This is a genomic window from Thermus antranikianii DSM 12462 (assembly GCF_000423905.1).
In the GTDB taxonomy this organism is placed as follows: Bacteria; Deinococcota; Deinococci; order Deinococcales; family Thermaceae; genus Thermus; species Thermus antranikianii.
This window is the reverse complement of the sequence record NZ_AUIW01000013.1, coordinates 19,582-45,684: the sequence shown is the minus strand read 5'-3', so window position 1 is coordinate 45,684 and position 26,103 is coordinate 19,582. Positions and strand designations below refer to the sequence as shown.

31 protein-coding genes and 1 tRNA gene are annotated in these 26,103 nt (G+C 65.6%); 9 read left to right on the top strand and 23 right to left on the bottom strand.

The window, feature by feature from the left end; genetic code table 11:
- The 14 genes from nuoK to G584_RS0109060 all read right to left on the bottom strand — a co-directional run bounded on the left by nuoK (position 1) and on the right by G584_RS0109060 (position 11,804).
- Complete coding sequence (gene nuoK, locus G584_RS0109125; RefSeq protein ID WP_028494359.1) at positions 1-288, bottom strand: NADH-quinone oxidoreductase subunit NuoK; 288 nt, start codon at positions 286-288, stop codon at positions 1-3.
- The gene (locus G584_RS0109120) at positions 285-824 is read right to left on the bottom strand and encodes an NADH-quinone oxidoreductase subunit J family protein (protein WP_028494358.1); all 540 of its coding nucleotides are present in this window, start codon (positions 822-824) and stop codon (positions 285-287) included. Before G584_RS0109120 ends, nuoK begins: the two co-directional genes overlap by 4 nt.
- Positions 821-1,369, bottom strand: a complete 549-nt coding sequence (nuoI, locus tag G584_RS0109115) for an NADH-quinone oxidoreductase subunit NuoI (RefSeq protein ID WP_028494357.1) — start codon at positions 1,367-1,369, stop codon at positions 821-823. The genes G584_RS0109120 and nuoI overlap by 4 nt, the downstream gene beginning before the upstream one ends.
- Positions 1,366-2,484 (bottom strand): NADH-quinone oxidoreductase subunit NuoH, encoded by a 1,119-nt coding sequence (nuoH, locus tag G584_RS0109110; protein ID WP_028494356.1) that lies wholly within the window; start codon positions 2,482-2,484, stop codon positions 1,366-1,368. Before nuoH ends, nuoI begins: the two co-directional genes overlap by 4 nt.
- Positions 2,481-4,829 (bottom strand): NADH-quinone oxidoreductase subunit NuoG, encoded by a 2,349-nt coding sequence (gene nuoG, locus G584_RS0109105; protein WP_028494355.1) that lies wholly within the window; start codon positions 4,827-4,829, stop codon positions 2,481-2,483. The genes nuoH and nuoG overlap by 4 nt, the downstream gene beginning before the upstream one ends.
- 2 nt (positions 4,830-4,831) lie before the next feature.
- A complete protein-coding gene (gene nuoF, locus G584_RS0109100; RefSeq protein WP_028494354.1) occupies positions 4,832-6,145 on the bottom strand; it encodes an NADH-quinone oxidoreductase subunit NuoF in 1,314 nt (437 codons plus the stop codon).
- The gene (gene nuoE / locus G584_RS0109095; protein ID WP_028494353.1) at positions 6,142-6,687 is read right to left on the bottom strand and encodes an NADH-quinone oxidoreductase subunit NuoE; all 546 of its coding nucleotides are present in this window, start codon (positions 6,685-6,687) and stop codon (positions 6,142-6,144) included. The genes nuoF and nuoE overlap by 4 nt, the downstream gene beginning before the upstream one ends.
- Positions 6,688-6,700: 13 nt before the next feature.
- Positions 6,701-7,921 carry an NADH dehydrogenase (quinone) subunit D gene (nuoD, locus tag G584_RS0109090; protein WP_028494352.1) on the bottom strand — a complete coding sequence of 407 codons (1,221 nt, stop codon included), beginning with the start codon at positions 7,919-7,921 and terminating at the stop codon, positions 6,701-6,703.
- Complete coding sequence (locus G584_RS0109085) at positions 7,918-8,538, bottom strand: NADH-quinone oxidoreductase subunit C (RefSeq protein ID WP_028494351.1); 621 nt, start codon at positions 8,536-8,538, stop codon at positions 7,918-7,920. Before G584_RS0109085 ends, nuoD begins: the two co-directional genes overlap by 4 nt.
- Before the next feature lie 3 nt (positions 8,539-8,541).
- Entirely contained in the window at positions 8,542-9,087 is a 546-nt protein-coding gene (locus G584_RS0109080; protein ID WP_015716518.1) for a NuoB/complex I 20 kDa subunit family protein, read from the bottom strand.
- Positions 9,078-9,437 carry an NADH-quinone oxidoreductase subunit A gene (locus G584_RS0109075; protein WP_028494350.1) on the bottom strand — a complete coding sequence of 120 codons (360 nt, stop codon included), beginning with the start codon at positions 9,435-9,437 and terminating at the stop codon, positions 9,078-9,080. The genes G584_RS0109080 and G584_RS0109075 overlap by 10 nt, the downstream gene beginning before the upstream one ends.
- A 168-nt stretch (positions 9,438-9,605) precedes the next feature.
- Positions 9,606-10,424 carry a 16S rRNA (adenine(1518)-N(6)/adenine(1519)-N(6))-dimethyltransferase RsmA gene (gene rsmA, locus G584_RS0109070; RefSeq protein ID WP_028494349.1) on the bottom strand — a complete coding sequence of 273 codons (819 nt, stop codon included), beginning with the start codon at positions 10,422-10,424 and terminating at the stop codon, positions 9,606-9,608.
- Positions 10,414-11,163 (bottom strand): metallophosphoesterase, encoded by a 750-nt coding sequence (locus tag G584_RS0109065; protein WP_028494348.1) that lies wholly within the window; start codon positions 11,161-11,163, stop codon positions 10,414-10,416. Before G584_RS0109065 ends, rsmA begins: the two co-directional genes overlap by 11 nt.
- Positions 11,160-11,804, bottom strand: coding sequence for a Rad52/Rad22 family DNA repair protein (locus tag G584_RS0109060; protein ID WP_028494347.1), 645 nt, complete (start codon positions 11,802-11,804; stop codon positions 11,160-11,162). Before G584_RS0109060 ends, G584_RS0109065 begins: the two co-directional genes overlap by 4 nt.
- 62 nt (positions 11,805-11,866) lie before the next feature.
- Between G584_RS0109060 and G584_RS0109055 the strand changes: the two genes are divergently transcribed.
- Together G584_RS0109055 and G584_RS0109050 are read left to right on the top strand one after the other, a co-directional pair.
- Positions 11,867-12,229, top strand: a complete 363-nt coding sequence (locus tag G584_RS0109055; protein ID WP_028494346.1) for a hypothetical protein — start codon at positions 11,867-11,869, stop codon at positions 12,227-12,229.
- Between the two features lie 37 nt (positions 12,230-12,266).
- Positions 12,267-12,342: transfer RNA gene (locus G584_RS0109050), tRNA-Ala, on the top strand.
- A gap of 178 nt (positions 12,343-12,520) precedes the next feature.
- Here G584_RS0109050 and G584_RS0109045 read toward each other — a convergent pair.
- From G584_RS0109045 to G584_RS0109035, 3 genes are read right to left on the bottom strand one after another with little or no spacing between them, the layout of a single operon-like run.
- A complete protein-coding gene (locus G584_RS0109045; protein ID WP_028494345.1) occupies positions 12,521-14,416 on the bottom strand; it encodes a tetratricopeptide repeat protein in 1,896 nt (631 codons plus the stop codon).
- A gap of 9 nt (positions 14,417-14,425) precedes the next feature.
- Positions 14,426-15,130: a WecB/TagA/CpsF family glycosyltransferase gene (locus G584_RS0109040; protein WP_028494344.1), complete on the bottom strand. Its 705-nt coding sequence runs from the start codon at positions 15,128-15,130 to the stop codon at positions 14,426-14,428.
- Entirely contained in the window at positions 15,118-15,834 is a 717-nt protein-coding gene (locus G584_RS0109035) for a 2-phosphosulfolactate phosphatase (protein ID WP_028494343.1), read from the bottom strand. Before G584_RS0109035 ends, G584_RS0109040 begins: the two co-directional genes overlap by 13 nt.
- A gap of 27 nt (positions 15,835-15,861) precedes the next feature.
- Here G584_RS0109035 and G584_RS0109030 point away from each other — a divergent pair, with 27 nt between their 5' ends.
- The 4 genes from G584_RS0109030 to hisH are packed head-to-tail and all read left to right on the top strand — an operon-like array spanning position 15,862 to position 19,040.
- Positions 15,862-16,797, top strand: a complete 936-nt coding sequence (locus G584_RS0109030) for a thiamine-phosphate kinase (protein ID WP_028494342.1) — start codon at positions 15,862-15,864, stop codon at positions 16,795-16,797.
- 13 nt (positions 16,798-16,810) lie between these two features.
- Positions 16,811-17,863 (top strand): pyridoxal phosphate-dependent aminotransferase, encoded by a 1,053-nt coding sequence (locus G584_RS0109025; protein WP_028494341.1) that lies wholly within the window; start codon positions 16,811-16,813, stop codon positions 17,861-17,863.
- Entirely contained in the window at positions 17,856-18,440 is a 585-nt protein-coding gene (gene hisB / locus G584_RS0109020) for an imidazoleglycerol-phosphate dehydratase HisB (RefSeq protein WP_028494340.1), read from the top strand. Before G584_RS0109025 ends, hisB begins: the two co-directional genes overlap by 8 nt.
- Positions 18,441-18,443: 3 nt before the next feature.
- Entirely contained in the window at positions 18,444-19,040 is a 597-nt protein-coding gene (hisH, locus tag G584_RS0109015) for an imidazole glycerol phosphate synthase subunit HisH (protein ID WP_028494339.1), read from the top strand.
- Here the strand turns inward: hisH and G584_RS0109010 are convergent.
- The 4 genes from G584_RS0109010 to purE form a co-directional block, all read right to left on the bottom strand.
- A complete protein-coding gene (locus G584_RS0109010; protein ID WP_028494338.1) occupies positions 19,005-19,931 on the bottom strand; it encodes a carbohydrate kinase family protein in 927 nt (308 codons plus the stop codon). The two genes, hisH and G584_RS0109010, sit on opposite strands and share 36 nt — an antisense overlap.
- 228 nt (positions 19,932-20,159) lie before the next feature.
- Positions 20,160-21,296, bottom strand: a complete 1,137-nt coding sequence (locus tag G584_RS0109005; RefSeq protein ID WP_028494337.1) for a phenylacetate--CoA ligase family protein — start codon at positions 21,294-21,296, stop codon at positions 20,160-20,162.
- Positions 21,297-21,334: 38 nt separating this feature from the next.
- The gene (locus G584_RS0109000; RefSeq protein WP_028494336.1) at positions 21,335-22,438 is read right to left on the bottom strand and encodes a 5-(carboxyamino)imidazole ribonucleotide synthase; all 1,104 of its coding nucleotides are present in this window, start codon (positions 22,436-22,438) and stop codon (positions 21,335-21,337) included.
- Entirely contained in the window at positions 22,435-22,929 is a 495-nt protein-coding gene (gene purE / locus G584_RS0108995; RefSeq protein WP_028494335.1) for a 5-(carboxyamino)imidazole ribonucleotide mutase, read from the bottom strand. The genes G584_RS0109000 and purE overlap by 4 nt, the downstream gene beginning before the upstream one ends.
- Positions 22,930-22,976: 47 nt before the next feature.
- On the opposite strand from purE, the gene G584_RS0108990 reads away from it, so the two are divergent.
- Together G584_RS0108990 and G584_RS0108985 are read left to right on the top strand one after the other, a co-directional pair.
- Positions 22,977-23,933: a sodium-dependent bicarbonate transport family permease gene (locus G584_RS0108990; protein WP_028494334.1), complete on the top strand. Its 957-nt coding sequence runs from the start codon at positions 22,977-22,979 to the stop codon at positions 23,931-23,933.
- Positions 23,934-23,936: 3 nt separating this feature from the next.
- Complete coding sequence (locus G584_RS0108985) at positions 23,937-24,239, top strand: P-II family nitrogen regulator (protein WP_015716536.1); 303 nt, start codon at positions 23,937-23,939, stop codon at positions 24,237-24,239.
- On the opposite strand, the gene G584_RS0108980 is transcribed toward G584_RS0108985, so the two are convergent.
- Together G584_RS0108980 and G584_RS0108975 are read right to left on the bottom strand one after the other, a co-directional pair.
- A complete protein-coding gene (locus G584_RS0108980; RefSeq protein WP_028494333.1) occupies positions 24,236-24,766 on the bottom strand; it encodes a DedA family protein in 531 nt (176 codons plus the stop codon). The two genes, G584_RS0108985 and G584_RS0108980, sit on opposite strands and share 4 nt — an antisense overlap.
- A gap of 1 nt (position 24,767) precedes the next feature.
- A complete protein-coding gene (locus G584_RS0108975; protein ID WP_028494332.1) occupies positions 24,768-25,463 on the bottom strand; it encodes a TerC family protein in 696 nt (231 codons plus the stop codon).
- Positions 25,464-25,695: 232 nt separating this feature from the next.
- Here G584_RS0108975 and G584_RS0108970 point away from each other — a divergent pair, with 232 nt between their 5' ends.
- Positions 25,696-26,097 carry a metal-sulfur cluster assembly factor gene (locus G584_RS0108970; RefSeq protein WP_245563379.1) on the top strand — a complete coding sequence of 134 codons (402 nt, stop codon included), beginning with the start codon at positions 25,696-25,698 and terminating at the stop codon, positions 26,095-26,097.
- Positions 26,098-26,103: the final 6 nt, after the last annotated feature.

Genomic DNA, 26,103 nt, shown 5'->3' with positions numbered 1-26,103 from the left:
TCACCCCCTAAGCTCCGAGAGATCGTCCACCGCGGTGCTCTCCCGGTGGCGGAAGATGGCCACGATGAGGCCCAGACCCACCGCCACCTCGGCGGCGGCGATGGCGATGACCATGAGGGCGGCCACCTGGCCTTCCAGGCCAAGGGCCCGGGCGAAGCCCACCAGGGAGAGGTTGGCGGCGTTGAGCATGAGCTCGATGGAGAGAAAGACCAGGATGGCGGTCCTGCGGGTCAAAACCCCGTAGACCCCTAGGGCGAAGAGGAGGACGGAGGCGTACAGGTAGCTCACCGCACCACCTCCTTTTCCTCCTTGCGCTCCTCAGGGCTCAGGGCGTCCAGGGGGCGGGTGGGCTGCACCAGGGCCACCGCCACCACCGTGGCCGCCATGAGGAGGAAGCCCACCGCCAGCAGGACGAAAAGCCAGTCCCCGTACAGGAGGGGCCCCAGGGCCTGGGGCAGACCCCCCTGCAGATCCTTGGTAAAGGCGAGGTTCACTCCCCAAAGGCCCGAGAGGAGGACCAAAGCTACCCCCAGGGCCAGGAGGGCGGCCAGGGGACGGCTTCGCACCAGGGGGTCAAAGCCCACCTCGCCCTGGGCGGCGTAGAGGAGCATGATCACGAAGAGGAAGAGGACCACGATGGCCCCGGCGTACACGATGATCTGGATGAAGCCCAGGAAGCGGGCCTCGAGGGCCACGTAGATCCCCGCCAGGATCAGGAAGTTCCCGATGAGGGCCAAGGCGGCGTGGATGGCGTTTCTCAGGGTGACCACCAGGACCCCGGTGAAGAGGAGGAGCAGGAGGGCCAAGGCTTCCCAGGGGGTCATTTCTCGCCTCCTTTCGTGGGGGCCTTGAACCCCTCCAGCTCCGGGCGGACGTAGGGCACCACGTAGCCGGGCTTCACGGGCTTGCCGGTCATCTTCGCTTCCCGGCGCTGGGGCTTCGTGCCCACCACATCCACCAGCATGTCCTCCTTGCCGTAGATGAGGTCGGAGTACTCGTAGTCGGCCATTTCAAAGTCGTAGCCCAGCACGATGGCCCCGGTGGGGCAGGCCTCCTCGCAAAGCCCGCAGAAGATGCACCGGAGCATGTTGATCTCGTAGACCTTGGCGTAGCGCTCCCCCGCCGAGACCGGGTTTTCCGGGTCGTTTTCCGCGGGCTCCACGTAGATGGCGTAGGCGGGGCAGGCGGCCGCGCACAAGGAGCAGCCGATGCACTTTTCCAGGCCGTTGGGGTGGCGGGTGAGTACGTGCCGGCCGTGGAAGCGGGGTTTGAGGGCCACGGGGGCATCGGGGTAGGGGACGGTCACCGGCTTGGAGAAGAGGTACTTGAGGGTGATGCCGAGGCTTTGGGCCAGGGCCTTTAGGGTCATGCGCCACCTCCCTTGGATAGCCCCTTGGGGGCTGGCTTGCGGGTGGATTTGGGGCCGTACATCACCGCTCCCAGGAGGACCAAGAAGGCGATCAGGGAGAGGTAGAGGAGGTAGGAGCGGGGAAGGTCTAAGGCCACCACCAGGGCGGTCACCAGGAACCAGACCAGGGCCACCGGGAAGAGGAAGCCCCAGCCGAAGCGCAGGAGCTGGTCGTAGCGCAACCGGAACCAGGTGGCCCGGATCCAGATGAAGAGGAAGAGGAAGAAGGCGATCTTGAGGAACATCCAGAGGTAGGGAACCTCCAGGAAGGGCATGGTCCAGCCTCCCAGGAAGAGGGTGGGGATGAGGGCGCTGGCGGTGATGAAGTGGATGTACTCGGCCATCTGGAAGAGGGCCCACTTGATGGAGCTGTACTCCGTGTGGTACCCCCCCACGAGCTCCTGCTCCGCCTCGGGCAGGTCAAAGGGGGTGCGGGCGGCCTCCGCCAGGGCGGCGATGGCGTAAAGGAGGAAGGCGGGGAAGGCGTAAAGGATGAGCCAGCCGTGTTCCTTTTGCCAGTTCACGATGTCGTTCAGGTTCAGGCTCCCCACCAAGAGGACCGGGGAGAGGAGGGCCATGCCCAGCCCCAGCTCGTAGGAGATGAGGCTTGCCGAGGAGCGCAAGGAGCCCAGGAGGCTATACTTGCTCCCGGAGGCCCAGCCCGCCAGGAAGATGCCGTAGATGGCCATCTCGCTCACGGCGAAGAGGTAGAGGAGGCCAAGGTCCAGGTTCAGGACCCAGGGCTGGTAGCCGAAGAAGCTCCCCGGAGGGCCGAAGGGGATGGCTCCGAAGGCTAGGAGGGCGAAGACCACGCCGATCAAGGGGGCCAGGACAAAAAGCACCTTGTCCGCCCGCTCCACCACCAGGTCCTCCTTGAAGATGCTCTTGATGGCGTCGGCCACGGGCTGGAGAAGGCCAAAGGGCCCTACCCGGTTGGGGCCCAGGCGGATCTGGAAGCGGGCGAGAAGGCGGCGCTCGATCAGGGTCATGAAGGCGAAGGCGGTGAGGAGGCCCACCACCACCAGGAGGGCCTTCAAGGCCACCATCCAGTAGGGATCCAAGGGATAAGGGTTCATGCCTCACCTCCCGTGGGAACCAACACCTTGGCCTCCATCCTCCTGCCCGCAAAGGGACCGAGGGCGGAGAGGTAGAGGAAGCCCTTGGGCAGGTCTTCCCGGTGGACCACCTGGGCCAGGACCGGGCCCAAGGGGCCTTCCACCTCCACCCGGGCTCCCTCCAAGAGGGCCTCGGCCTTGGCGGTTTCCGGGTGGACCCAAAGCTCAGGGCGGACGGTCTGGGCCACCTTGCCCGTAAGCTGCCAGGCCCTCCACATGGTGGGCCTAAGGTAGAGCCTTCCCTCCTGGGCCCTGGGCCGCAGGCGCTGGGTGCGGTGGATGAGGAGGCCGTTAGGAGCGGGCACCTTTTTCTTGAGCTCCCGCTCCACCTCGAGGCCAAGCCTGAAGGGCGGCCGCACCCCAAGGGCCTCGGCCAGCAGGGCCAGGGCCTGGATGGCGCCCTCCGCCTCGCCGTTTTCGATGGGGGCGGGGTTGAGGGAAAGGACCCGTCCTTCCAGGTTCACCACCTGCCCCCGCTTCTCGTAGAAGGTGGGGGCGGGGAGGACCACGTCCGCATACCGCTCCGCCAGGGGGTGGAGGTGGCTTAGGTGCATGACCAGAAAGCGTTTGTCCTTTAGGGCCCCTTCTGGGGGTACGAAGCCGTAGTAGGCGTAGGGGCTTCCGGCTTCGTCCCAGGCCGCCCCTTTCTCCCCGGGCCAGACCCCCAGGGCCTCGAGGCCCCGGGCATTCGCCGCCGGGGTCATGGCCAGCACCTTAGCCCCCTTGCGCTCGGCCAAAAGCCTTGCCCTTTCCGCCGCCACCGCGTCCTGCAAGACCCCAGCCCCCAGGATCAGGATGGGGTTTTGGGCCTTCTCCCAGGCCTCCTTGGCCTGCTTAACCGCCTCGCTCCCCTCCTTTTCCCCAAGAAGGGCCAGGAGGATCTCCCGCTCCTCCCCGGGGGCGTGGACCTCTGCAATGCGGGCCCACCTCATCAAGGGGGCGCGGTAGGGAGCGAAGAGGGCCATCTTGTCGGTGCGGCGGGGCATCCTCTCCTTGATGGAGAGGTCGGCGAAGGGGGTGCCGTGGGCGAACCTGGGAGCGGGCTTGAGGTCCCGCACGAACTCGCTTAGGCGGAGGTGCAGGATGGGGGCTTCCTCCGTGGGATCCCCTAGGACCAGGGCGAAATCGGCCCTGAGGAGGTCCTCCAAGGTGGCGGGCACAAAGAGGCTCGCTGGGGCGGCGGTGCGGCCCTGGAAGTCCAGGTGAGGGGTGTTTAGCACCCGGGCCAGCTCCGCTGCCATGAGGCCCTCCTCGAGGGTGGCGTCGTGGGCCAGGTAGATGCCCACCTCCTCCTTCCTGGCTCCCTTGAGGCCCTCCCGGATGGCGGCGAAGGCCTCCTCCCAGGTGGCCTCCACCAGCCCTTCCCCTTTCCGCACCAGGGGGTATTTGATCCGGTTCTCGTCCGCCCACTCGTGCCCGAACCGGCCCGCATCGCAAAGCCAGATCTCGTTCACCTCGGGGATTTCCCGGGCCCGGATCCTCAAAAGCTCGCCGCTACGGGTGTCCGCGGTGATGCCGCACCCCACGCTGCAGAGGGCGCAGTGGCTTGGGGTTTCCTCCATCTCCCAGTTGCGGGCCCGGAAGCGGGCGGTGAGGTCCAAAAGGGCCCCCACCGGGCAGATGTCGGTGATGTTCCCGGAAAACCCCGAGGGAAGCCCGAAGTCCATGGTGCCGATGAAGGTGTGCACCCCCCGCTCGATGAAGTCCAGGACCTCGTCCCCCGGGATCTCCTCAAAGTAGCGCACGCAGCGCTTGCAGTGGATGCACCGCTCCCGGTCCAGCACCACAAAGGAGGAGAGGGGATGGTGCTTGTCCACGTGGCGGCGGGTGAACTCGAAGCGGGTGTAGGTGGGAAGCTCGAGGGGGGCCTTCTGGTAATACTTCTCGTAAAGCCCGTACTCCACCGTGCGGTCCTGGAGCTCACAGGCTCCCCCCTTGTCGCAGGTGGGGCAGTCTAAGGGGTGGTTGAGGAGGGTGAACTCCACCATCCCCGCCTGGGCTTCCCGCACCACCTCCGAAAGGGTGTCCACCACCATGCCATCCGCCACGGCGGTGACGCAACTGGCCACCAGCTTGGGCTGCCAGGCGATCTCGGGCTCTCCCTTGTCGTTCAGGACCGGCTTGCCGTCCGGGCCCCTTTTGGGCAGGCCGATGCGCACCAGGCACATGCGGCAGGCCCCTATGGGGGAGAGGTGCTTTTCCGAGCAGAAGAGGGGCACGTCGTACCCCGCGTGGAAGACCGCGTCCATGACGCTGGTCCCTGGGGGCACCTCCACCATCCGGTCGTTGACCTTGACTTTAACCACCTTCACCTCCAGAGGTTCACCCTGGGCACGGGTTTCTTTTCCCGCACCAGGGCCAGGTACTGATCCTTAAAGTGCTTCAAGGAACCTTTCACCGGCCACACCGCCGCATCCGCCAGGGGGCAGAAGCTTCGGCCCTCGATGAGGGGCAGAAGGGCCTCCAGGTTTTCCACGTCCTTCTCCTCCCCTTCCCCGGAGCCAATCTTGGCGAAGAGGTTCACCATGAAGCCCGCCACCCCCTCCCGGCAGGGGGTGCACTTGCCGCAGGACTCGTGGGCGTAGAAGCGGGTCAGGTTCCACATGGCGTCCACCATGCTGACCCTCTCCGGAATGAGGATCACGCCTCCTGTGCCCAGCATGGAGCCCTTGGCCTGCAGGTGCTCGTAGCTCATGGGGGTGTCCAGGACCTCATCGGTAAAGGGCAGGGGCGGGGTGGAGGATCCCCCGGGGATGAGGGCCTGGATGGGTTCCAGGGGCCCTCCTGCCCAGTCGTAGATGAGTTCCCGGAAGGTGGTGCCCATGGGTAGCTCATAAACCCCTGGCCGCCTCACGGGGCCGGAGATCTGGTAGAGCTTCATCCCCTTGGACTGCTCGGTGCCCATGCTGGCAAACCAGTCGGCGCCCCGTTCCAGGATTGGCACCACCGCGGCCAGGGTTTCCACGTTGTTGATGGTGGTGGGCTTGCCCCAAAGGCCGGATTGGGCAGGGAAGGGAGGCTTTAGGCGGGGATTGGCCCTCAAGCCCTCCAGGGAGTTCATGAGGGCGGTTTCCTCGCCGCAGATGTAGGCCCCAGCCCCCCTGTGCACGTGCACGTTGAAGGAGAAGCCGCTGCCGAAGAGGTTTTCCCCCAGGTAGCCCCGGGCGCGGGCCTCCCGGATGGCCGCCTCCAGGCGGTCCGCCGCCTTCCGGTACTCCCCCCGCACGTAGATGTACCCCACCGTGGCCTGGATGGCGTAGCCCGCCAGGATCATGCCCTCGAGGAGCAGGTGGGGAACATCCTCCAGGATGTAGCGGTCCTTGAAGCTACCCGGCTCGGACTCGTCGGCGTTGCAGATCAGGTAGTGTTGCTTCCCATCCTTGGGCATGAAGCTCCACTTCACCCCTGTGGGAAAGCCTGCCCCGCCCCGGCCCCTGAGCCCGGAGCGCTTCACCTCCTCGATGACCTCCTCCGGGGTTTTCTCCCTTAAAACCCGTTTGGCGGTCTCGTATCCCCCGTGCTTCAGGTAGTAGTCCAGGGTCCAGCTTCCCTCCTGGCCCACGTGGGCGTAGAGGGTTTTTTCAAAGCGGGGGTCGTGTCCGGAAACGATGGGCCCGGTCATACCTCCACCTCGTGCACGTGGTGCCCGCATTTGCCGGGGAGCTCGATCTCCTCGAGGCGCTTCCCCGCCTTAAGGCCCTCCAGGAGCGCCTCAAGCCTCGCCCGGGTCACGCATTCCACGTAGGGTTCGTCGTTCACCTGGACCACGGGGGCCGTGTGGCAGCTTCCCAGGCACTCCACCTTCTGCACGCTGAAAAGGCCATCTGGGGTCACCTCCCCCGGGCCGATGCCCAGGGTTTCCGTGAGGTAATCCCAAAGCTCCTCGGCCCCGGCCAGCTTACAGCTCAAGGTGGCGCACACCTGAAGGTGATAGCGCCCTGTGGGCACGAACTGGTAGTAGGAGTAGAAGCTCGCCACCCCCAGGACCTCCGTGGCCGTGGTGCCCACCAGCCGGGCGATCTCCTCTATCCGTTCCGGGCGGATCCAGCCCTCCTCCTGCTGCACCCGCCTTAAGAGGGGCATGATGGCGGAGCGTCGTCCTTCCGGCGGATACTTGGCGAAGGTTTCCTCCAGGAAGTCTTGCTTGTCGTCAAAAAACCCCATCTTCCCTTCCCTCCTATCGGTCCACGTCGCCCATGACGGGATCCAGGCTGGCGATGATGGCCACCATGTCGGCTACCTGTTCCCCTTTGCAGGCGTAGGGGAGGCTTTGCAGGTTCACGAAGCTTGGGGCCCGCACCTTGACCCGGTAGGGCATGCTGCCCCCGTCGGAAACGATGTAGTACCCCAGCTCGCCCCTGGCGGACTCCGTGGGCACGTACACCTCCCCCTTGGGAGGGTGGAAACCCTCGGTGTAGTGCTTGAAGTGGTAGATGACCGCCTCCATGGAGGTTTCCAAAAGGTGTCTGGGAGGCGGGGTAATCTGGGGATTAGGGTCCCGCACCGGCCCTGGCTCCAGCCTCTCCAAGGCCTGCTTGATGATCTTCACCGACTCCCGCATCTCTCGGATGCGGATGATCATGCGGTCGAACACGTCCCCGTGCTCCCCCAAGGGCACATCGAACTGGTAGGTGTCGTAGCCCGCATAGGGGTAGGCCTTGCGCACGTCGTAGTTCACCCCACTGGCCCTTAGGGAGCCCCCCGTGAGACCCAGGTTGATGGCCACCTCGGGAGGGATGACCCCCACGCCCCGGGCCCGCTCGTAGAAGATGGGGCTTTCCGCAAAGAGGGCCTCGTACTCGTCGATGCGATGGGGCATGACCTCGAGGAACTTCTTTAGCTCGGGCACGAACTCCTCGGGGAGGTCCTCCTTAACCCCGCCGATGCGGATGTAGTTGTGGTGGAAGCGCTGGCCCGTAACCCACTCGAAGAGGTCCAGGATGGTTTCCCGCTCCCGGAAGGCGTAGAAGAAGGGGGTAAGGGCCCCAAGGTCCAGTAGCCCGGTGCCCAGGAAGACCAGGTGGCTGGCCAGGCGGGAAAGCTCGTTCAGGATGATGCGGATGGTCTGGGCCCTTGGGGGCACCACTGCCCCCACCAGCTTCTCCACCGCCAGGGCGTAGGCCAGGTCGTGGGCAAAGGAGTGGAGGTAGTCCATCCGGGGCGTATACGTGATCACCTGCGTATACGTCCGGTACTCCATGTTCTTCTCAAACCCGGTGTGGAGGTAGCCGATGTGGGGGACGAGGTCTAGGATCTCTTCGCCCGATAGGGTCACCACCACTCGCAGCACCCCATGGGTGGAGGGATGCTGGGGTCCCACGTTCAGGGTCATGACCTCCGTGCGGAGCTCCTTAGGCTCCTCCGCCACCCTTGGGTCCAGGTCTAGGTAGTCCTTCATTTGACCTCCTTGGCCTTCATGAGATCGGCCCAAAGGGCCCGGTACCCCTTGCGGCTACCCCCCCGGTATAGGGTGAGGCCGGGGTTCTTCCCGGTAAGGGCGGCCCGGAACTCGCTGGGCACGATGAAGCGCCCCTCGCGGAAGAGGGTGGGGGTTTCCCCCAGGGGGAAGTCCTTGCGCAGGGGGTGGCCCTCGAGGTCCTCCGGGGTCAGGATCTTGCGCAAATCCGGGTGGCCTTCAAAGACGATCCCAAAGAGGTCGTAAACCTCCCTCTCCAAAAAGTTTGCGCTTCCCCAGAGGTCGGTGACGGTGGGAAGCCTGGGGTCCTTTTCCGGCACGTAGACCCGGACGAAGAACCGGCTTCCGTCCCCGTCCTGCCACCCGGGAAGGGAGACCAGCTCGTAGACCACGGCGAAGCGCTCCGGGCGGGGATCGGGGTATTCCAAGTAGTCCAGGCCCACGATGTCCGCCAGGTAGTTAAAGCCCAGGGCCTTGTAGTGGATCATCTCCTCCTTAAAGGCCTCCCGAGGCACCACCACCCAGAGGTTGCCGAGGCCGTTGTCCTCTATGGTGTAGCCCTTGGCCTGGGCTTCTTCCAACACCCTATTGAGCCGCATACCTCACCCCCTGGCGCGCTTCCAGGCGGCCACGGGGGGAAGCCTCTCGCCCCGTTCGTTGACCGCCTGGCCCCGCACCTTCTTCTGCAGCTGCATCACCGCATAGATAAGGGCCTCGGGGCGCGGGGGACAGCCGGGCACGTACACGTCCACCGGCACCACCGAGTCCACGTTCTGCACGATGGCGTAGTTGTTGAACATCCCCCCTGAGCTGGCGCAGGCCCCCATGGAGATCACCCACTTGGGGTCGGGCATCTGCTCCCAGACCCGCCGCATGACGGGGGCCATCTTCTTGGAAAGCCGGCCCGCCACGATCATCACGTCTGCTTGGCGGGGGCTTGCCCGGAAGACCTCGCTCCCGAAGCGGGCTAGGTCGTTTCTGGCGTCGGTGGAGGCCATCATCTCGATGGCGCAGCAGGCCAGGCCGAAGGTGGCGGGCCATAGGGAATTGGAGCGCCCCCAGGCCACCAGCTTCTCCAGGGTGGTAAAGAGGATGCCTTCCCGCTCCAGCTCCTGCACGTCCCGCTCAAAGAGGTCCTTCAGTGCCACCGCATCACCCCCTTCCACCACTCGTAGAGGAAGCCCACGAAGAGGAGCAGGGTGAAGCCCGCCACGCCCAGGAAGCCGTACAGGCCGAGCGTGCCTGCGCTCACCGCATAGGGCCAGAGGAAGGCCACCTCCACGTCAAAGAGGATGAACAGCATGGCCACCACGTAGAAGTGGACGGGGAAGCGCTTGACCTCCCCCGCCGGGTCGTTCCCCGACTCGTAGGGCATCAGCTTGGCCTTCCCCGGTTTCTTGGGACCCAGGAGGGCCCCCACCACCAGGGCCGCCACCCCGATGAAAAGGGCCACCCCCAGATAGATCAGGATGCTCACGTACTCCGCGATCGGCGCCAAGGTCCCCTCCTTTCGTGCATCTCTTCACGAGGTGAGGGCCCAAAACCCTCGAGGCCCCCACCTCAGTTCCCGCCCATCTTATCACCCCAGGTGCGGGACAATAGGGGTGGACTACACCGAAGGGGAGGCTAATCGGTGTAAGCCGTTTGGTTATCGGAAGCCGAGGTGTTACACCCTGGTGTAGAGAAGATCCTTGAGCCTCTGGAAATGGGATAGGTCCAAGGCCTCCGCCCGAATATCCGGGGGAAGGCCCAGGCTCCTAAGGGCCTCCTCCACCTCCTCCTTGGGGTATCCGGCGGCGGTGAGGGCGTTTTTCAGGGTCTTGCGCCGCTTGGAAAAGGCGGCCTCGAGGAGCTGGAAAAGGGCGGGGTCGTCCGGCACCTTCCTGGGGGTGAGGCGCACCAGGCTGCTCACCACCTTGGGAGGGGGAAAGAAGGCCCCGGGGGGAAGGTCGAAGAGCTTCTCCGCCTGGGCGTGGTAGGCCACCCGCAGGGAGAGGAGGCCGTAGGAAGGGGTATTGGGCCGGGCCACCATGCGTTCGGCTACCTCCTTCTGCACCAGAAAGACCAGGCGGGCAAACCGCCCGGTCCTGAGGAGACGGGTGACCAAGGGGGTGGCGATGTTGTAGGGGAGATTGGCCACCAGAAGGCTATTTTCCGGCACCTCCTCCCAAGGGTAGGTGAGGGCATCGGCGAAGACCAAATGGACGGGAAGACCCCTCAGGGTTTCCTCCAGCACGGGCTTAAGCCGCAGGTCCTTTTCGATGGCCGTGACCTGGGCTCCCGCCTCCGCCAGGGCCCGGGTGAGGACCCCAAGGCCAGGCCCTACCTCGTAAACGGGGCCGGTGAAGGGTTTGGCCGCCTCCACGATGCGCCTTAGGTGGGCTTCCGAAACCAGAAAGTTTTGCCCCAGGCGCTTGTCGGCGAAAAGCCCGTGGCGCTTCAGGAGTTCCCGTATTCCTTTGGGGGAGGTGAGGTTATTGAGCATGGCTCAGGCGCTTGACCACGGGGCGCGGGGGCTCCTTCTCCGGGAAAAGCTCCAGGTACTCCCCTAGGTCCAGGGCGTCGATGAGGGCGAAGCGTTCCTTGAGCAGGATGCCCTCCTTCATGGGCACATGGCCGTACACGCCGTAGCGGTAGCCCATCCGCTCCACGTAGTCGGGGGTACGGAACCACCAGGTTTTGGGCTCGCTTTGGGCGTAGAAGAGCTCGTCGTACTCCTGGAGCCAGGGCACGGGCCCCACGTGGGCGAAGTGCACCCCGTGGAAGACCACCTCCCGGGGGAAGCCCGCTATCCAGGCCCTGAGGGCCTCGGGAAGGGGGCGCCCTCCGTGCTCGGGATGGAACTCCAGGTGCTTGAGGTGCTGGTTTCCCAGGATGGGTTCTCCCCTCAGCACCGCCTCGTCGTGGTTGCCCAGGAGGATGGTCACCTGCCCCTGGGCTGCCTCCTGAAAGGCCTTTAGCCGGAAGAGCTCCCGGATCTGGGCCCCTGCCGCCAGGCGCAGGTGGCTTGGGTCCAGGGGGTCGAAGGGGCTAAGCCCCGTCAGGCGTTCGTAGTCCCTGGGGGTCTTGGGGTGGACCAGGTCTCCCAGGAGGACCAGGTGGGTCTTCCCCGAAAGGAGCTCCTCCGTGGGCTTAAGCCCAGCGTCCGCCAGGCCCTCTGCCTTCAGGATCCGCCAAAGGGCGGGGAAGTTGGCGTGAAGGTCCCCGACGGCGATGATTCTCATCCCTTAAGCAGGGCCCTGAGCTCCCCGTAAAGCCGCTTGGTTTCCTCGGGGGTTTTGCCGTAGCCGCCGTACTTGGTAACGATTTTGGCGGCCTCCTTGCCCAGGCCCTTTTCCTTGAGCCTTTCCAGAAGCTGGTCGATGAGCCGGTAGGCCTCGGGCTTTTCCTCCCCAAGGCCCTCCTCCTCGCCAGGGGAGGGTTCAGGCAGCTTGGGTGGGGTGAAGCGCCCCTTTTCCGGGTCGTAGTCCACCCACTGTTTCTCGAGGCGGTAGAGGTACCGGCCCACCCCGAACTTCACCGCGGCCCTCTTCAAGGCATCGGAGAAGGCCGCCTTCAGGGAATCCCCTTCCCCCACGTCCTCCTTGGTCACCCCCAGGACCGTGAGGCGGCACTTCACCTCCACCAGGCGTTCCCGCCGCTCCCCCCGCTCATCCTTCACCGCACGCTCGGCGTCGGCCAGCACCTCGTAGGCGTCCTGCCACCCCTCGGGGCCCACCACCCGGTCCAGCCGGTCCAAAACGGTGCGGGCATCCACATAGGGGACCACCAGGGCGCGTTTTTTATCCCGGGAGAGGGCCTCGATGCGCCACTGCACCTCGCCGGGGGGGAAGGGTTCGGAGAGTTTTTGCCAGACTTCATCCATAGCTAAAGTGTACTTTAGGCCACCCTCAGGGGTTAGGGGGGAGGGTAGGTTAAGCTAGGGTCATGCGCAGAATACTCGGGATGCTACCCTTGCTGGTTCTGGCCTGGGCCCTCGAGGTGAATCCCACCGGCTCCGCGGAGCTCCGCATCACTGCCACCCTCTCCTTTAACCTTTTCCCCCAGGCGGTGGTGGTGGAGCGCCTTCCAGAGCCCCAAGGGCTCGTGGTGGTCTACCGCTTCTCCCAGGCGGAGGCCATCTTCCGCTACCACGACGAGGACCTCCGCCGCCGGGGCTGGGTGCGGGTCAAGTACGAGGTGAAGAAGGACGAGTGGAAGGCGGAGTACAAGAAGGGTAAGGCCAAGGCCAAGCTTTCCGTGAAGGACAAGAAGGGCCGGGTGGAGGTGCGGCTTAAGGAAGGGGACTAGACAAGGCCAAAGCCCCCCGCTACCATATAGGGCGCGTGGGGCCGTGGCGCAGCTGGGAGCGCGCCTGAATCGCACTCAGGAGGTCACGGGTTCGAGTCCCGTCGGCTCCACCAGAAAACCCCCCGCCTAGGCGGGGGGTTTTGCTTGACGCTTCCTGGTAGCCGGTGACCGAGCTTGGGTTCAGGAGAGGATGAGGGCTCTGGGGGTACTCATACGAGTACGCTTCCAATCCGGTCCAATGAGACCAGGATTAGGGTAAACCCGACCCAGCGTTACAGGGCCGTTACAACGTTACCGGCTTTCCAGGAGCCAGTTCACCAAGGCGTTCACCACGTCGTTATCCGCCAGGAGCTCAGGGGCTTCCACCACCCTTTGGAAGAAGGAGCGGACCATTTCCAAGGGGGGGTTCTTCAGCAGTTCCTGGACGCTCTTTCCCGCGTAGGGACCCTGGGGGAGGGGGGCGGTGAGCCGGGCGCTGGTGGCCAGGGGAGCCGCTTCCTTGAGAGCCTCCAGGGTCCTTTCCAGAAGGAGCCGGTCCCCATCCGGGCCCAGGGTTTCCCTGGGGGTGAGGAGAGGGTTTCCGGAAAGGTCCCGCACCTCGAGGCCCAGGGCATAAAGCTTCCGGGCCAGGCTTTCGGGACCCACCTCCAGGGGGATGAGGGCCTGGGCCTCGCCGTAGCGCACCTCCAGCACGTACCTGCCCGGCTCGGGCAGGCTGACCGCAGGGGCCACCTCCTCGAGGGCGGTGGTGAGAGGAGGGAAGCCCAAGGGCTTCTTCTCCTGGGCCACCAGGGCACCTTCCTTGTAAAGGAGGGTTTGCAGCTCGTGCCGGGGAAGATAGGGGCTTCCCGTGAGCCTGACCTCGGGGAAGACCGCTTCCCCGGCGTGGAAGGGCCTGGCCTCCAGGTCCCCGGGGATCAGGGAAAGCTTTTTCACCTCCAGAGCGAGCCTTCCCTCTTCCTGATGCAGGGCCCTCCTTGCCGCCTGGGTCAGGGGATGCCGGGGGTGGGTTTCCAGAAAGGCTTGGTAAAGCCCCTTGGCCGGAAGCCCTGCCCGTTCCGCCACGTAGGCCCGGAAGAAAAGGGCCAGGGGCTCAGTTCGCCCCTCCAGGTCCTTTAGGGCCTCGGGGAAGTCCTCCCCCTGGTCCAGCCTCAGGGCCCGGTCGTAGGCGGCCTTGGCCCCCAGGAGGTCCCCGTAGATGGCCTTGAACAGGCCCAGGTTGTAGTAGGCGGTGGCGTTGGGCATGAGCTCCACCGCCCGCTTTGAGGCCAGGATGGCCCTGGGGAGATCCCCCGTGAGGTAGTAGGCCCAGCCCAGGTTGGTCCAGTAAAGCCAGTAATCCGGCCTGAGCCGGATGGCCTTTAGCAGGGCATCCCTGGCTTCTTCCCCTTTTCCCTCGGCGAAGGCGGCGAAGCTGACTTCTTCCCAGGCCAGGGGAAGTTCGGGGAAGGCTTGGGCCAGGGTGCGGGCCGCTTCCCTCCAGCGCGGGTCCTCGAGGGTCCTAAAGACCAGTTCTGCGGCGGTCTTTTCCAGGACATCCCCTTTCAGGAGGGTTTCCGCCAGCTTGAGGGCTTCCTCCCGCTTACCCTGGGAGAGGAGGGCGAAGGCCCGGTAGGCGGGGGGGAGCTTCCCTTGCCAGAGAAGGAGGAGCCTTTCCGGAAGGATCCCCTCTAAAAGCCCGCTTCCCCTCCCCTCCTTGAGGTCCAGGGCGGACTGGTGGAGGGGATCGGGGTTTTCCCCCTGGGCCAGGGCCCTGAGCTCCTCCTCGGAGAGGGAGGGGTGGGGTAGGGGACTGAACTTTTGGGCCAGTCCCTCCCCTTGGAGCCAGAGCCAGGCCAGGTCCGGGGTGGCGAACCGCCCCTCCTTGACCCCTTCCCTGCGGGCCAGGAAGAGCCTCAGGCCCCCTTCCTCCTGTTTGCCCAGGAGGACCCATTCGGCCCCCGTGGCCGCCTGGACCAGCCGGGCCCCCGCCCGGGTGTAAAGCCCTCCGGTCAGGTCGTAGCTGCTCCGCCAGGGCAGATCGGGAAGGAGGAGGGCCAGGAGGGTGGGGGGAGGGGCCTTGAGGCCTTGGGCGAAGGCCTGGGCCAGGCGGAAGCCCTGGGGGCCTTCAAAGGGCAGGACCAGCCCCTGGGCCAGGCCGAGCCCCAGGAGAAGGAAAAGGGCGAGGAAGCGCCTTGGGGTCACCATGGATGCATTCTAGCGCCTTTCCTTGAGAACCATATAAGCGAAGCGGAAAAGCCTGGGAGCCCTTTTCCAACGCTTGGGGTCGAGGCCTACCCGGAGAAGCCACTCCAGGCCGAGCCTCTGCGCCCAGGCCGGGGGTCGTCGGGCCTCGCCGGCCAGCACGTCCAGGGTACCCCCCACCCCCATGGCCACCTTGGCCCTCAGGTGGGCCTTGTGCCGGTGGATAAAGGTTTCCTGCCTTTCCCCCATGCCCACCAGGAGGAGGTCCGGGGCCTTTTGCCGGATGTCCTCCACCACCCCTTCCTCCTCCTGGAAGTAGCCGTGGTGGTGCCCGACCACCTCCGCCCCGAGCCGCCTGGCCTCGAGGGCCGCCCGCTCCGCCACCCCGGGCCTGCCCCCCAGGAGGTAGACCCGGATACCGGGGAAGCGGCGCAGAAGGGCCAGGGTGAGGTCCACCCCGGTGACCCGCTCCTTGAGCTCCAGGCCCAAAAGCCTTTTGGCGGCCCAGAGGATGCCCACCCCATCCGGGGTTACCAGCTCCGCCTCGAGGATGGCTTGCCTGAGGGCCTGGTCCTCCTGGGCCCGCACGGCGATCTCCGGGTTCAGGGTGACCACCTGGTGGGTGCCTTCCTCCTTTAGGAAGCCCTGGATTCGGGCCAGGGCCTCCTCCATCCGCACAGGGTCCAGGGGAAGGCCTAAGAGTTCTACCCGTTCCATGCCACAAACCTCTGGGCGTAGCGGTCCTGGGTCAGGCCGAACTCCGCCTTGGGGAAGAAGCGTACCCCGGCAAGCCTGGGCACCACGGGATCCACCCCGATGAGGCTTGCCCGCGCCAGCTCCTCCGTGCGCCCCTCCTTGTGAAGGGCCTGGCCCTCCGGGCTTTGGAAGAGGGCCTCCTGGGGATCGGGGAAGGCCTTGAGGAGGGCGGTGGCCAGGGTGGTGGGGCCATCGGGGGAGAGGCGCTTCTGCAAGAAGCCGGCGGCCACCACCGCCGAGAGCAGGGGCTCCGGGGCCCCGGAGGGTCGGAGCACCAGCCCCTTTAGGCTGCGAAGGGCTTCCAGGACCGCTTTGGCGTTGCGAAACCCCGCCACGTACACCTCCTCCTCCCCGGGCAGGAGGCTGGCGTTAAGGAGGGGAGCCACCAGGATGGCCTTTTTCCCCGCCACAGGGGTGCTTTCCAAGTCCACCAAGGAAAGCCGGCCGTGGAAGCCCTCGGGAGGGAAGCCTTCCACCTCGCCCAGGAGAAGGACCCCTTGTCCCAGTTCCTGGGCCAGAAGGCGGGCCACCTTGGGCCCTGGGGCCACCCAGACCTCCAAGGCTCCTTGGGCCAGGAGCTGGGTGAGGAGGCTTCCTGCGGGGAGGACCTCCACCAGGACCAGGGGGCCACGGGCCGGCGTAAGGCAAAGGTCAACCCGGCACACCCCGCCATGATACCCTAGCCTGGGCGTATGCGGCTTAAGGACTTGGGCGAGCGGGCGCTTCTTGGGAAGCTTGCCCCCATCGGCTATCCCCCAGGGGCTCCCCTGCCTCCCGGGGATGATGCCGGGGGGGTTTGGGTGGGGGAGGTAGCCTGGCTTTTGAAGACGGATGGCTTTCTCTACCGGGAAGTGGCCCTCCTGGGGATGGGGCCCTTTGAGGTGGGCTTCCGGGGGGTGGCGGCCACGGCCTCCGACCTTCTTTGCAAGATGGGAAGGCCCCTGGGCTTTACCCTGGGGCTTTTTCTGCCCCCGGATTTGGAGGAGGACTTCGCCCTTGAGCTGGTCAAGGGTGCGGCGGAGGCGGCAGGGCGGCTTGGGGCTGTGCTCCTTGGGGGGGACACCAACGCCGGCGAGGAGGTGGCCCTCACCGTTTCCGGCTTTGCCCTGGCGGAGGTTCCCCTACCCCGGAGGGCCCTTCCAGGGGACCTCCTCTACCTGGCCGGGGATCGCTGGGGCAGGACGGGGGCGGCCATACAGGCCCACTACCAGGCCCGGGACCTGGGGGCATATCCGAAGATCCGGGAGGCGGCCTTCTACCCTTTGCCCCGGCTGGAACTCTTAAGCCTCAAGGGCCTCCTCCGGGGTGGCCTGGACTCCTCGGATGGCCTGGCGGAAACCCTTTGGCAACTTTCGGAACAGGGGGTGCGGGTGGACCTCGAGGCCCTTCCCCTTTACCCCGATGTGCTGGCCTTCGCCGGGGATGAGGTCCTGGCCCATGAGCTGGTCCTTTACGGGGGAGAGGAGTTCGAGGCGGTGCTGGTGGTTCCCCCGGAGCGGGAGGCCCAGGTCCTGGCCCGGGCGAAGGAGGCGGGGCTTCCCCTTTTTCGCGCCGGCCAGGTGTCCGAGGGAGAGGGGGTGTACTTCCTGGGCGCACCCGTAAAGCGGCGGGGTTACGCCCACTTCTAGCTATACTTGACCCATGCGGGCCTTCAAGGCGCACCTCCGGGGAATCTCCCCCTATCCCTACAGGAAGGTGGAGGCCCCGGTGAAGCTGGACCAGAACGAAAGCCCTTTTGACCTTCCCCAGGCCCTGAAGGCGGAGGCCCTGAGGCGCCTGGCCCACCTTTCCTGGAACCGGTACCCGGAGATCCACGCCGAGACCCTGCGGCAAAGGCTTGCCGCCCGGGTGGGATGGCCGGAGGAGGGCATCGTCCTGGCCCCGGGTTCCAACCTCCTCATCCTGGCCCTGGCGGTGGCGGCGGGGGAGGTTTTGGATGTAAGCCCCTCCTTTCCCCACTACGCCCATGCCGCCCGGGTGACAGGGACCCCTTACCGGGCCATACCCTTGGAGGCAGGGGAGGAAGGATTCGCTTTGCCTTTGGAGGAGCTTCTTTCCGCCTTCCAGGGCGGGGTCTTCTTCCTTCCCAACCCCCACGCCCCCACGGGGACCCTTTTCCCCGAGGAAGCCCTTTGGGCCTTGGCCGAGAGGGCCAAGGAGGTGGAGGGGCTACTGGTGGTGGACGAGGCCTACCGGGAGTTTGCGGGCACGGACTTTAGCCCCTTGGGGCGGGGAAACCCCCATGTGGCCTTCTTGCGCACCTTTTCCAAGGCCTTCTCCCTAGGAGGAGTGAGGGCGGGTTATTTGTTGGCCTCGCCGGAGGTGGCTGCCCTTGTTCGCGAGGTGCTTCCTCCCTTTGTCCTTCCCGCCCACACCGGGACCATCCTGGAGGTGGTCCTGGAAAACCCCGGCTACGTGGAGGCGGTGGCGGCCCACGTGCGGGCTGAGCGGGAGCGGGTTTATGCGAGGCTTAGGAGCCATCCCACCTGGCAGCCCTATAGGAGCCACACCAACTTCCTGTTGGTGCGGACCCCGGATGCTGAGAAGGCCTTCCGCCACCTTCTCGCCCAAGGGATACTGGTGCGCAGGCAGGACCACTACCCAGGCCTTTCGGGGTGCATCCGGGTCACGGTGGGCTCCAAGGAGGAGATGGACGCCTTTCTGAAGGCGGCCTTTGAGGTGGCCTATGCGTGAGGCTTCCGTGGAGCGGGCGACCGCAGAAACCTGGGTGCGGGTGCGCCTGGGCTTGGATGGACCCCCTGGGGGTAAGGTGGCCACGGGGCTTCCCTTCCTGGACCATATGCTCCTCCAGCTCCAGCGCCACGGGCGTTTTCTCCTGGAGGTGGAGGCCAAAGGGGACCTCGAGGTGGACGTGCACCACTTGGTGGAGGATGTGGGCATCACCCTGGGCCAGGCCTTAAGGGAGGCTTTGGGGGAGGGAAGGGGCGTGGAACGCTACGCCGAGGCCTTTGCCCCCATGGACGAAACCCTGGTGCTTTGCGTCTTGGACCTCTCGGGAAGGCCCCACCTGGAGTACCGTCCGGAGGAGTGGCCCGTGGTGGGGGAGGCGGGCGGGGTGAACCACTACCACCTCCGGGAGTTCCTAAGGGGGCTCGTCAACCACGGCCGCCTTACCCTGCACCTTCGGCTTCTTTCCGGCAGGGAGGCGCACCATGTGGTGGAGGCCAGCTTCAAGGCCCTGGCCCGGGCCCTACACCGGGCGACCCGGATCACGGGGGAGGAGCTTCCCAGCACCAAGGGGGTGCTCTAGGGCATGAAGGCCCTGCTCATCGACTACGGTTCGGGGAACCTTCGGAGCGCCGCCAAGGCCCTCGAGGCGGCGGGCTTTTCCGTTAGCGTTTCCTCGGACCCCCGGGCACACCTCGAGGCCAGCCTCCTGGTCCTTCCCGGCCAGGGCCACTTCGGCCAGGTGATGCAGGCCTTCCGGAATAGCGGTTTCGTGGACCGGGTCCTGGCCCACCTGGAAAGGGGCCTTCCCTTCCTGGGCATCTGCGTGGGCATGCAGGTTCTGTACCAGGAGAGCGAGGAAGCCCCGGGGGTCAGGGGACTGGGCCTGGTGGAGGGGGTGGTGAGGCGCTTCACCCAAGGCCGCGTGCCCCAGATGGGGTGGAACCGGGTGCGCTTCGCAGGCGCTTTCCAGGAGCTTTCGGAGCGCCACTTCTACTTCGCCAACTCCTACTACGGCCCCCTTACCCCCTACTCCCTGGGCCGAGGGGAGTACGAGGGTACCCCCTTCACCGCACTTTTGGCCAAGGAAAACCTCCTGGCCCCCCAGTTCCACCCGGAAAAGAGCGGGAAGGCGGGCCTGGCCTTCTTAGCCCTGGCCCACCGCTACTTCCAGGTCCTCTAGCCGGATGAGCCTGCCCTGGGCGCCGATGGCGGTGGCGGCCAAGGCCCCGGCCAGGTTGGCCAGCCTGCCTGCCTCCAGGGGGCTTTTCCCGCTCAGGATGGCGTGGGCGAAGGCGGCGGTATAGGCGTCTCCGGATCCCGTGGAATCCACGATGTCCTCCACGGGGAAGGGTTCGATAAGCTCCTCCCCTTCCGGGGTGACCACAATGGAACCCATGGCCCCCACCTTGATGGCCAGGTGGTGGAAGCCCTCTTCCCGGAGGCGGGCCACCCCTTCGGAAAGGGAGGAGGCCTCCGTCAGGGCCAGAAGCTCCGTTTGGTTCATGAGAAGCCAGTTTACACCCCGTAGGTACCTTAAAAGCTCCCTGCCCGCTGCCCGTACCGCCCCGGTTCCCAAGTCGGCGAAGATGGGCATCTCCCGCTTCCTGGCAGCCTCGAGGACCTCCACCGCGTAGCTGCGGCTAGGGCCTCCCACCAGGGCGTAGGCGGAGAGGACCACGGCGTCCGCCTGGTCCAGGAAGCGGGGCTTGAAGAGGGAAGGGTCCAGGTAACGGCTTGCCCCTTCGGCGCTCACCATGGCCCTTTCCCCCCCCGGCACCAAAAGGATCAGCACCGAGCTGGTGGTGTGATCGGGGTCCTCCTGAAGGTGCCTCAGGTCCACCCCCACCTCCCGCACCCGGGAAAGAGCCAGCTCGGCGAAGGGATCCTGCCCCACCCGGCCAGCCAGGTAGACCCGGTGGCCCAGGCTAGAGAGCTGCGCCGCCAGGGTGGCCCCGGCGCCCCCCGGTTTCATCAGGGCACGGCGGGAAGGAACCTCCTCCCCTGGCTCCGGTATGCGCTCCACGAAGAAGAGCAGGTCCACGGAAACATCGCCCACCACGAAAAACCGCATCTTGCCTCCTTCCCACAAGGCACAGGGTTTGCCCTTACTATAGCGCAAGGGCCCCGTTGCTTTGGGAGGAGTATACCTCGGGCTTATGAGAAGAATATAACAAGTGGCCTCACGAGGATGGCCTTATACCCTTTCTCGCCGTACCGCCCTCCATGGGTGCCCGAGAACACCCCTTGGAGAAGGGGTGTACCAAGGTACCCACCTTGGCGAGAGCCAAGGTGGGGTGGTTTAAAAGCGGCGGTCCACCACCAGGCCGCCTTCCAGCTCCCCCACCATCTCCACCTCGTCCACCCTTAGGCCCGTGGCCTTGGTGATGGCCTCCAAAAGCCCCGCTGGCACCTTCTCCGCCTTGAGCCGGAGAACCAGCTTGTCCGTGCCCTCCAGCTTCCTTTCCACCACCACCTGGAAGCCCTTGGGGTCCAGGCCGAATCCGCCCAGGATGGGGGCGAGTTCCGTGGGGTAGAGCTTTACCCCCTTTACCTTCACCATCTGGTCGGTGCGGCCAAAGACTCCCCGGGGCAGGACGGTGAGCCCTTCCCGCCTTTCGGCCACGGCCAGGTCCCCGGTGCGGAAGCGCACCATGGGCATGAGGGTACGGCTCAGGGCGGTGACCACCAGTTCCCCCTTTTCCCCGTCGGGCACAGGCTTCAGGGTTTCGGGATCCAAGACCTCCAGTACCGCCATCTCCGGGATCTCCCATAGCCCGTCCTTGCTAAGCCTTTCCCCGGCCACGATCCCGAGCTCGCTGGTACCGTAGGCGTCCAGGGCGGTGCATCCCAAAAGGGCTTCCACCTTTTCCCGGAAGCCGGGGACGGAGGTAAAGGGCTCTCCCCCTGCCAGGAGGAGGGCAAACCGCCCCCCCGCCTGGCCCACCTTGAGGGCGAAGGAGGGGTTGGTGACCAGCACGTCAAAGCCATAGGTCTGGCCGATCTCGGCAATGCGGGAGGCCTCCCCTGGGCCATGGGGGAAGACCAGGTTCCCCGCCCGCCAGAGGGCCTGGTGGAAGAGCCACCCCCCAGCGAAGACGTGGTAGCTGAAGGCCACCAGCACCTTTTTGCCGGTGAGGCCGAGCCTGCGGTAGTGTTCTGCCAGGGCCTCGGTCTGGTAACGGAGGTCCTCCTGGGAAAGGTACTCGGGCATCCAGCCCATGAGGGGGCTTGGGGTCAGGTGCATGAGGCTTGCCCCTTCTGGGGGCCTGGGGTTTTCCTTAAGGTAGGCCACCCATTCCTCGCGGGTGGTGAGGGGAAGCTCCCCTAGGTTTTCCAGGGTGACCTCCTCCGGGTGGACTCCCTTGAACTTCTCCCGGTAAACGGGGTGTTCCTTGGCCGCGCGCACCACCTCTTTGAGCCGAGCATTCCGGTCCATAGCCTGCCTCCTTACCGCTCCCGCAGGGAACACAGGGATTATACCGGTTCGGGAGCCTGGGCCAAGGTGAGGAGATGGGGAAGGTCCCGGGCCAGATCCTCCCAGGTGTCCCGCCGCAGGGTGATGTGCCCCACCTTGCGTCCCGGGCGCACCTCCTTGCCGTACCAGTGCAGGTGGGTTCCGGGAAGGGCGAGGACCTGGGCGAAGTCGGGCTTCACTCCAATGAGGTTGGCCATGGCGCTATGGCCCCGCGGGAGGGTACTTCCCAAGGGGAGGCCCAGAAGGGCCCGGAGGTGGTTTTCGAACTGGCTGGTCTCGGCGCCCTCTAGGGTCCAGTGGCCGGAGTTGTGAACCCGGGGGGCCATCTCGTTGAAGAGGAGTTCCTCTCCTACTTGGAAAAGTTCCAGGGCCAGCACGCCCACGTATCCCAGGGCCTCCATGGCCTTCCTGGCGTAGATTTCCGCTTTCTGCTGCAGGGTGGGGAAAACCCCTGGGGCCGGGGCCAGGGAAAGGCGCAGGATACCTCCCTGATGGCGGTTTTCCACCAAGGGATAGAAGGCCACCTCCCCGGTTCGGCTCCGCACCCCCAGGATGGAAAGCTCCCGCTGGAAGGGAACGTACCCCTCGAGGATCAATCCCCCTCCCCCCAGGGCGTGGAAAGCCCTTTCCGCCTCCTCCCATGAGGTGAGAAGGGCCTGGCCCTTACCGTCGTACCCGCCCCGGCGGGTCTTGAGGAGGGCGGGGAAGCCCAGGGCCTCGAGGCCTTCCCTAAGCTCCCTGAGGCTATCCACCCGGCGAAAGGGAGGGGTGGGTATCCCCAGGCTTTGCATGAAGGTCTTTTCCGCAAGGCGGTCCTGGGCCACCTCCAGGGCCTTGGGTGGAGGAAGGACGGGAAGCCTTGCCTCAAGGAACCGGGCGGCTTCCACCGGCACGTTTTCGAACTCATAGGTGACCAGCTCAAGCCCTTCGGCAAAGCGCCGGAGGGTCTCTTCGTCCAGAAAATCCCCTGCCACCAGCTCCCCCACTTGCCCGGCGCAGGCCTCGGGGGAGGGATCCAGGAAGCGGAAGGAAAGCCCCAGGGGATAGCCCGCCAGGGCCAGCATCCTCCCCAGCTGGCCCCCGCCCAGGATGCCCAGCCTCATCCTTCCTCCCGGGGATCGGGGTGGGCCAAGACGGCCTCCGTCTGGGCCTTGCGATAGGCCTCGAGGCGCTCCATCACCTCAGGGTGGGAGAGCCCCACGATGCTGGCGGCGAGAAGTGCGGCGTTCACCGCTCCCGCTTTCCCGATGGCCAGGGTTCCCACGGGGATGCCGGCGGGCATTTGCACGATGGAGAGAAGGGAATCCAGGCCCTTCAAGGCCTTGCTTTCCACCGGCACCCCCAGCACGGGCAAAGGGGTGTGGGCGGCGGTCATGCCGGGAAGGTGGGCAGCCCCGCCAGCTCCGGCGATGATCACCATAAGCCCCCGCTCCTTGGCGGTCTTGGCGTACTCCGCCATCAGGTCCGGGGTGCGGTGGGCAGAGACCACCCGCACCTCGTAGGGGATGCCTAGGGTTTCCAGGGTTTCCGCCGCATGGCGGAGGGTTTCCCAGTCGGACTTGGAGCCCATGATGACGCCCACCAAAGGCCGCATCGTACCGGATTGTACCAAGCCCTCCCGCCTGTGGTAAAAGGCAGGCCATGGATGCCTTGGAGCTCCTTCGGCTCAACCTCCTCTCCCCCATGGTCCTGGCCTTCGCCCTGGGGATGGCGGCCCGGCTTCTTAGAAGCGACCTCGCCTTCCCTGAGGCCATGTACACGGCGCTTTCCATCTACCTGCTCTTCGCCATCGGCTTCAAAGGGGGGGTGGAGCTTTCCAAAACGCCCCTGACTATCGTGCTTCTTCCTGCCTTGGCCACCCTGGGTTTGGGGCTTTTCCGGCCCCTTTCCAGTTATGTTCTGGCCCGCCGTTTTTTAGCCCTGGGCCGGGTGGATGCCGGGGCCCTGGCCGCCCATTACGGCTCGGTTTCCGCGGTAACCTTCCTGGCAGCCCTCACCTTTGCCCAGGCGGTGGGCCACCGGCCCGAGGGGTTTTTGCCCACCCTGGTGGCCCTTTTGGAGGTACCGGGTATCGTGGTGGCCCTGCTTTTGGCCAAGCGGGGGGGTGGGAACCTGGGGGAGGCCTTCCAGGAGGTCCTCACGGGGAAGAGCGTGGTCCTCCTGGTGGGTGGGCTTCTCATCGGGGCGCTTTCCGGCGAGGCGGGGATGGAACGGGTGAAGCCTTTTTTTGTGGATCCCTTCTACGGGGCCCTCACCCTTTTCCTCATGGACCTGGGGATGGTGGCGGCCTCGAGGTTCGCCACCTTAAGGCAGGTGGGCTTCCGTCTGGTCCTCTACGGAACCCTCCTTCCCCTCTTTCACGGGGCCATAGGGGTCTATGTGGGGCACCTGGTGGGGTTTTCCGTGGGCGGGGCTACCGTCTTGGGGGCCATGGCAGCCAGCAGCAGTTACATCGCTGCCCCTGCTGCCGTGCGCATCGCCCTGCCCGAGGCCAACCCCAGCCTGTATCTGGCGGCAAGCCTGGCGGTAACCTTTCCCTTTAACCTGGTTCTGGGCATTCCCATCTACCATGCCTTGGCCCAATGGATGGGGGGGTGAAGCATGGACCTGGTGCCTTTGAAGCTGGTCACCATTGTGGCGGAAAGCATCCTGGAGAAGAAGCTGGTGGAGGAGATCAAGCGCCTGGGGGCCAAGGGGTACACCATCGTGCCCGCCAGGGGAGAGGGTTCCCGGGGCATGCGCAGCCTGGACTGGGAGGGCCAGAACATCCGCCTGGAAACCATCGTTCCCGAAGAGGTGGCCCTTAGGATCCTGGCCCGCTTGCAGGAGGCCTACTTTCCCCATTACGCCGTAATCGCCTATGTGGAGAACGTCTGGGTGGTGCGGGGGGAGAAGTACATCTAGGCTTTGGGCTTTCGGCGCAGAAGGGGAAGAAGGGCGAGGAGGAGCAGGATAGGCCAGAGGAGCCAGGCGGGAAGCCTTTCCCCCAGGAAGTAGGCGAAGAGGACGAGCCCCTGGGTCCAGAGGAGGCTTCCCAAGGCGGCTAGGAGCAGGTAGGGCAGCCAGGGAAAGCCCATGGTCCCCAGCAAGAAGGGCACCGCCGTGCGCATGCCCGGCACAAAGGGGGCAAGGAGGAGGGCCGAGGGGCCGAAACGGCTTAGGAGCCTGATGGCCCGCTCCCTTAGGTGCTCGGGAAAGCGCTCGAGGAGCTTTTGGCCCAGGGTCCGCCCCAGGCCGTACCCCACCGCGTGTCCCAGGTAGCTTCCCAGGAAGAGGAGGGGAAGGAGGGGGAAAAGGCTTAGCCTTCCCTCCCCGGCCAGCGCACCCAAGGCCAGGAGGAGGGTGTCCCCTCCGGGCACGAGGAGGCCGAAGGGGAACCCCACTTCCAAAAAGAGGAGAAGGGCCGGAAGAAAATAGGTCCAGAAGCTCATCCTATGAGGGTTGGGCCGCGGGCTTGCGCAAGGCCCATAGGCTTCCCAGAAGGAGCACCGCCAGGATGAGGAGGCTGAAGGCTTCCTTGTCCAATCCCACGGCCAGCTCGGGGCGGTGGAGAATCTCCTTCGTGAGCTTGTCCCAGCCGCCCACCAGGAGCTTCACTCCTGCAAGCCCCACCACCACGTAGGCCAGGTGTTTGAAGCGAGGGTAGCGGTCCAGGAGGGTGACCACCAGACTGGCCAGCATCCTGAGGGCCAGGATGCCCAGGAAGACCCCGGTGTAGATGACCCAGAGTTTATCGGAAAGAGCCACGGCCACCAGAACCGAGTCCACCGCGAAGGCTAGGTCCATAAGCTCCACTTGGGCCACCACCTTCCAGAACTGGGCCGCGCTCACCTCTAGGGGCGGGGCGGCGTGGGCTTCTTCCGGCCGCAGGAAGTGCCTTAGGCTCACGTAGAGCAGGTACGCGGCGCCCAACACTTGGACCCACCAGAGCTGGATGACCAAGGCGGCAAAGAGGAGGGCGAGGCCCCTGAGCACGTAGGCCCCCATGATGCCGTAGAAGAGGGCCTTCCGCCTGAGGTGAGGGGGAAGCTTCTGGACCATTACCCCCAGGATCAGGGCGTTGTCGGCGGAAAGGATCACCTCGAGGGCCACCAGAATTAGGATCACCGAGAGGACACTGGCTTCCATGCGCACCTCCCAAAAGATGAAGACCACCGCTTAAGCGGTGGTCTTGCCCGGGCTTTCCGCCCCCAGCCTCCCGGGGCCCATGCCCGTCTTGACGGAAGGCTGGCCTTGGGGCTACTCCCCAACCGGAAGACATTGTGCCACACCCGTGGCGGTTTTGCCAGGACCAGGAAGCTTTTGGGGAATGGTGAGCCTGGGTGGGCAGGATGCTGGGCGAAGGGGTATCCTGTGAAGCATGGACGAGAGGCACCGCGAGGGTTTGCCGGAGGGGCAGGCTGGCTTGCAGGAAGGGAATGCGAACCAGGCGGGGGGCAAAGAGGGTCTGCCCACCAAGGAGCAGATCCTCGAGGCCTTGAAAGTGGTCTATGACCCGGAAATTCCCGTGAACATCGTGGACCTGGGCTTGGTCTACGATGTGGAGATCCACGAAAACGGGGTGGTGGACCTCACCATGACCCTTACCGCCATCGGCTGCCCGGCCCAAGAGATGGTGAAGGCGGATGCGGAAATGGCGGTGATGCGCCTTCCCGGGGTGCAGGGGGTGAATGTGGAGTTCGTTTGGACGCCTCCCTGGACCCCTGCCAGAATGACCGAGGAAGGCAAGCGCATGATGCGCATGTTCGGGTTCAATGTGTAAGGGGCT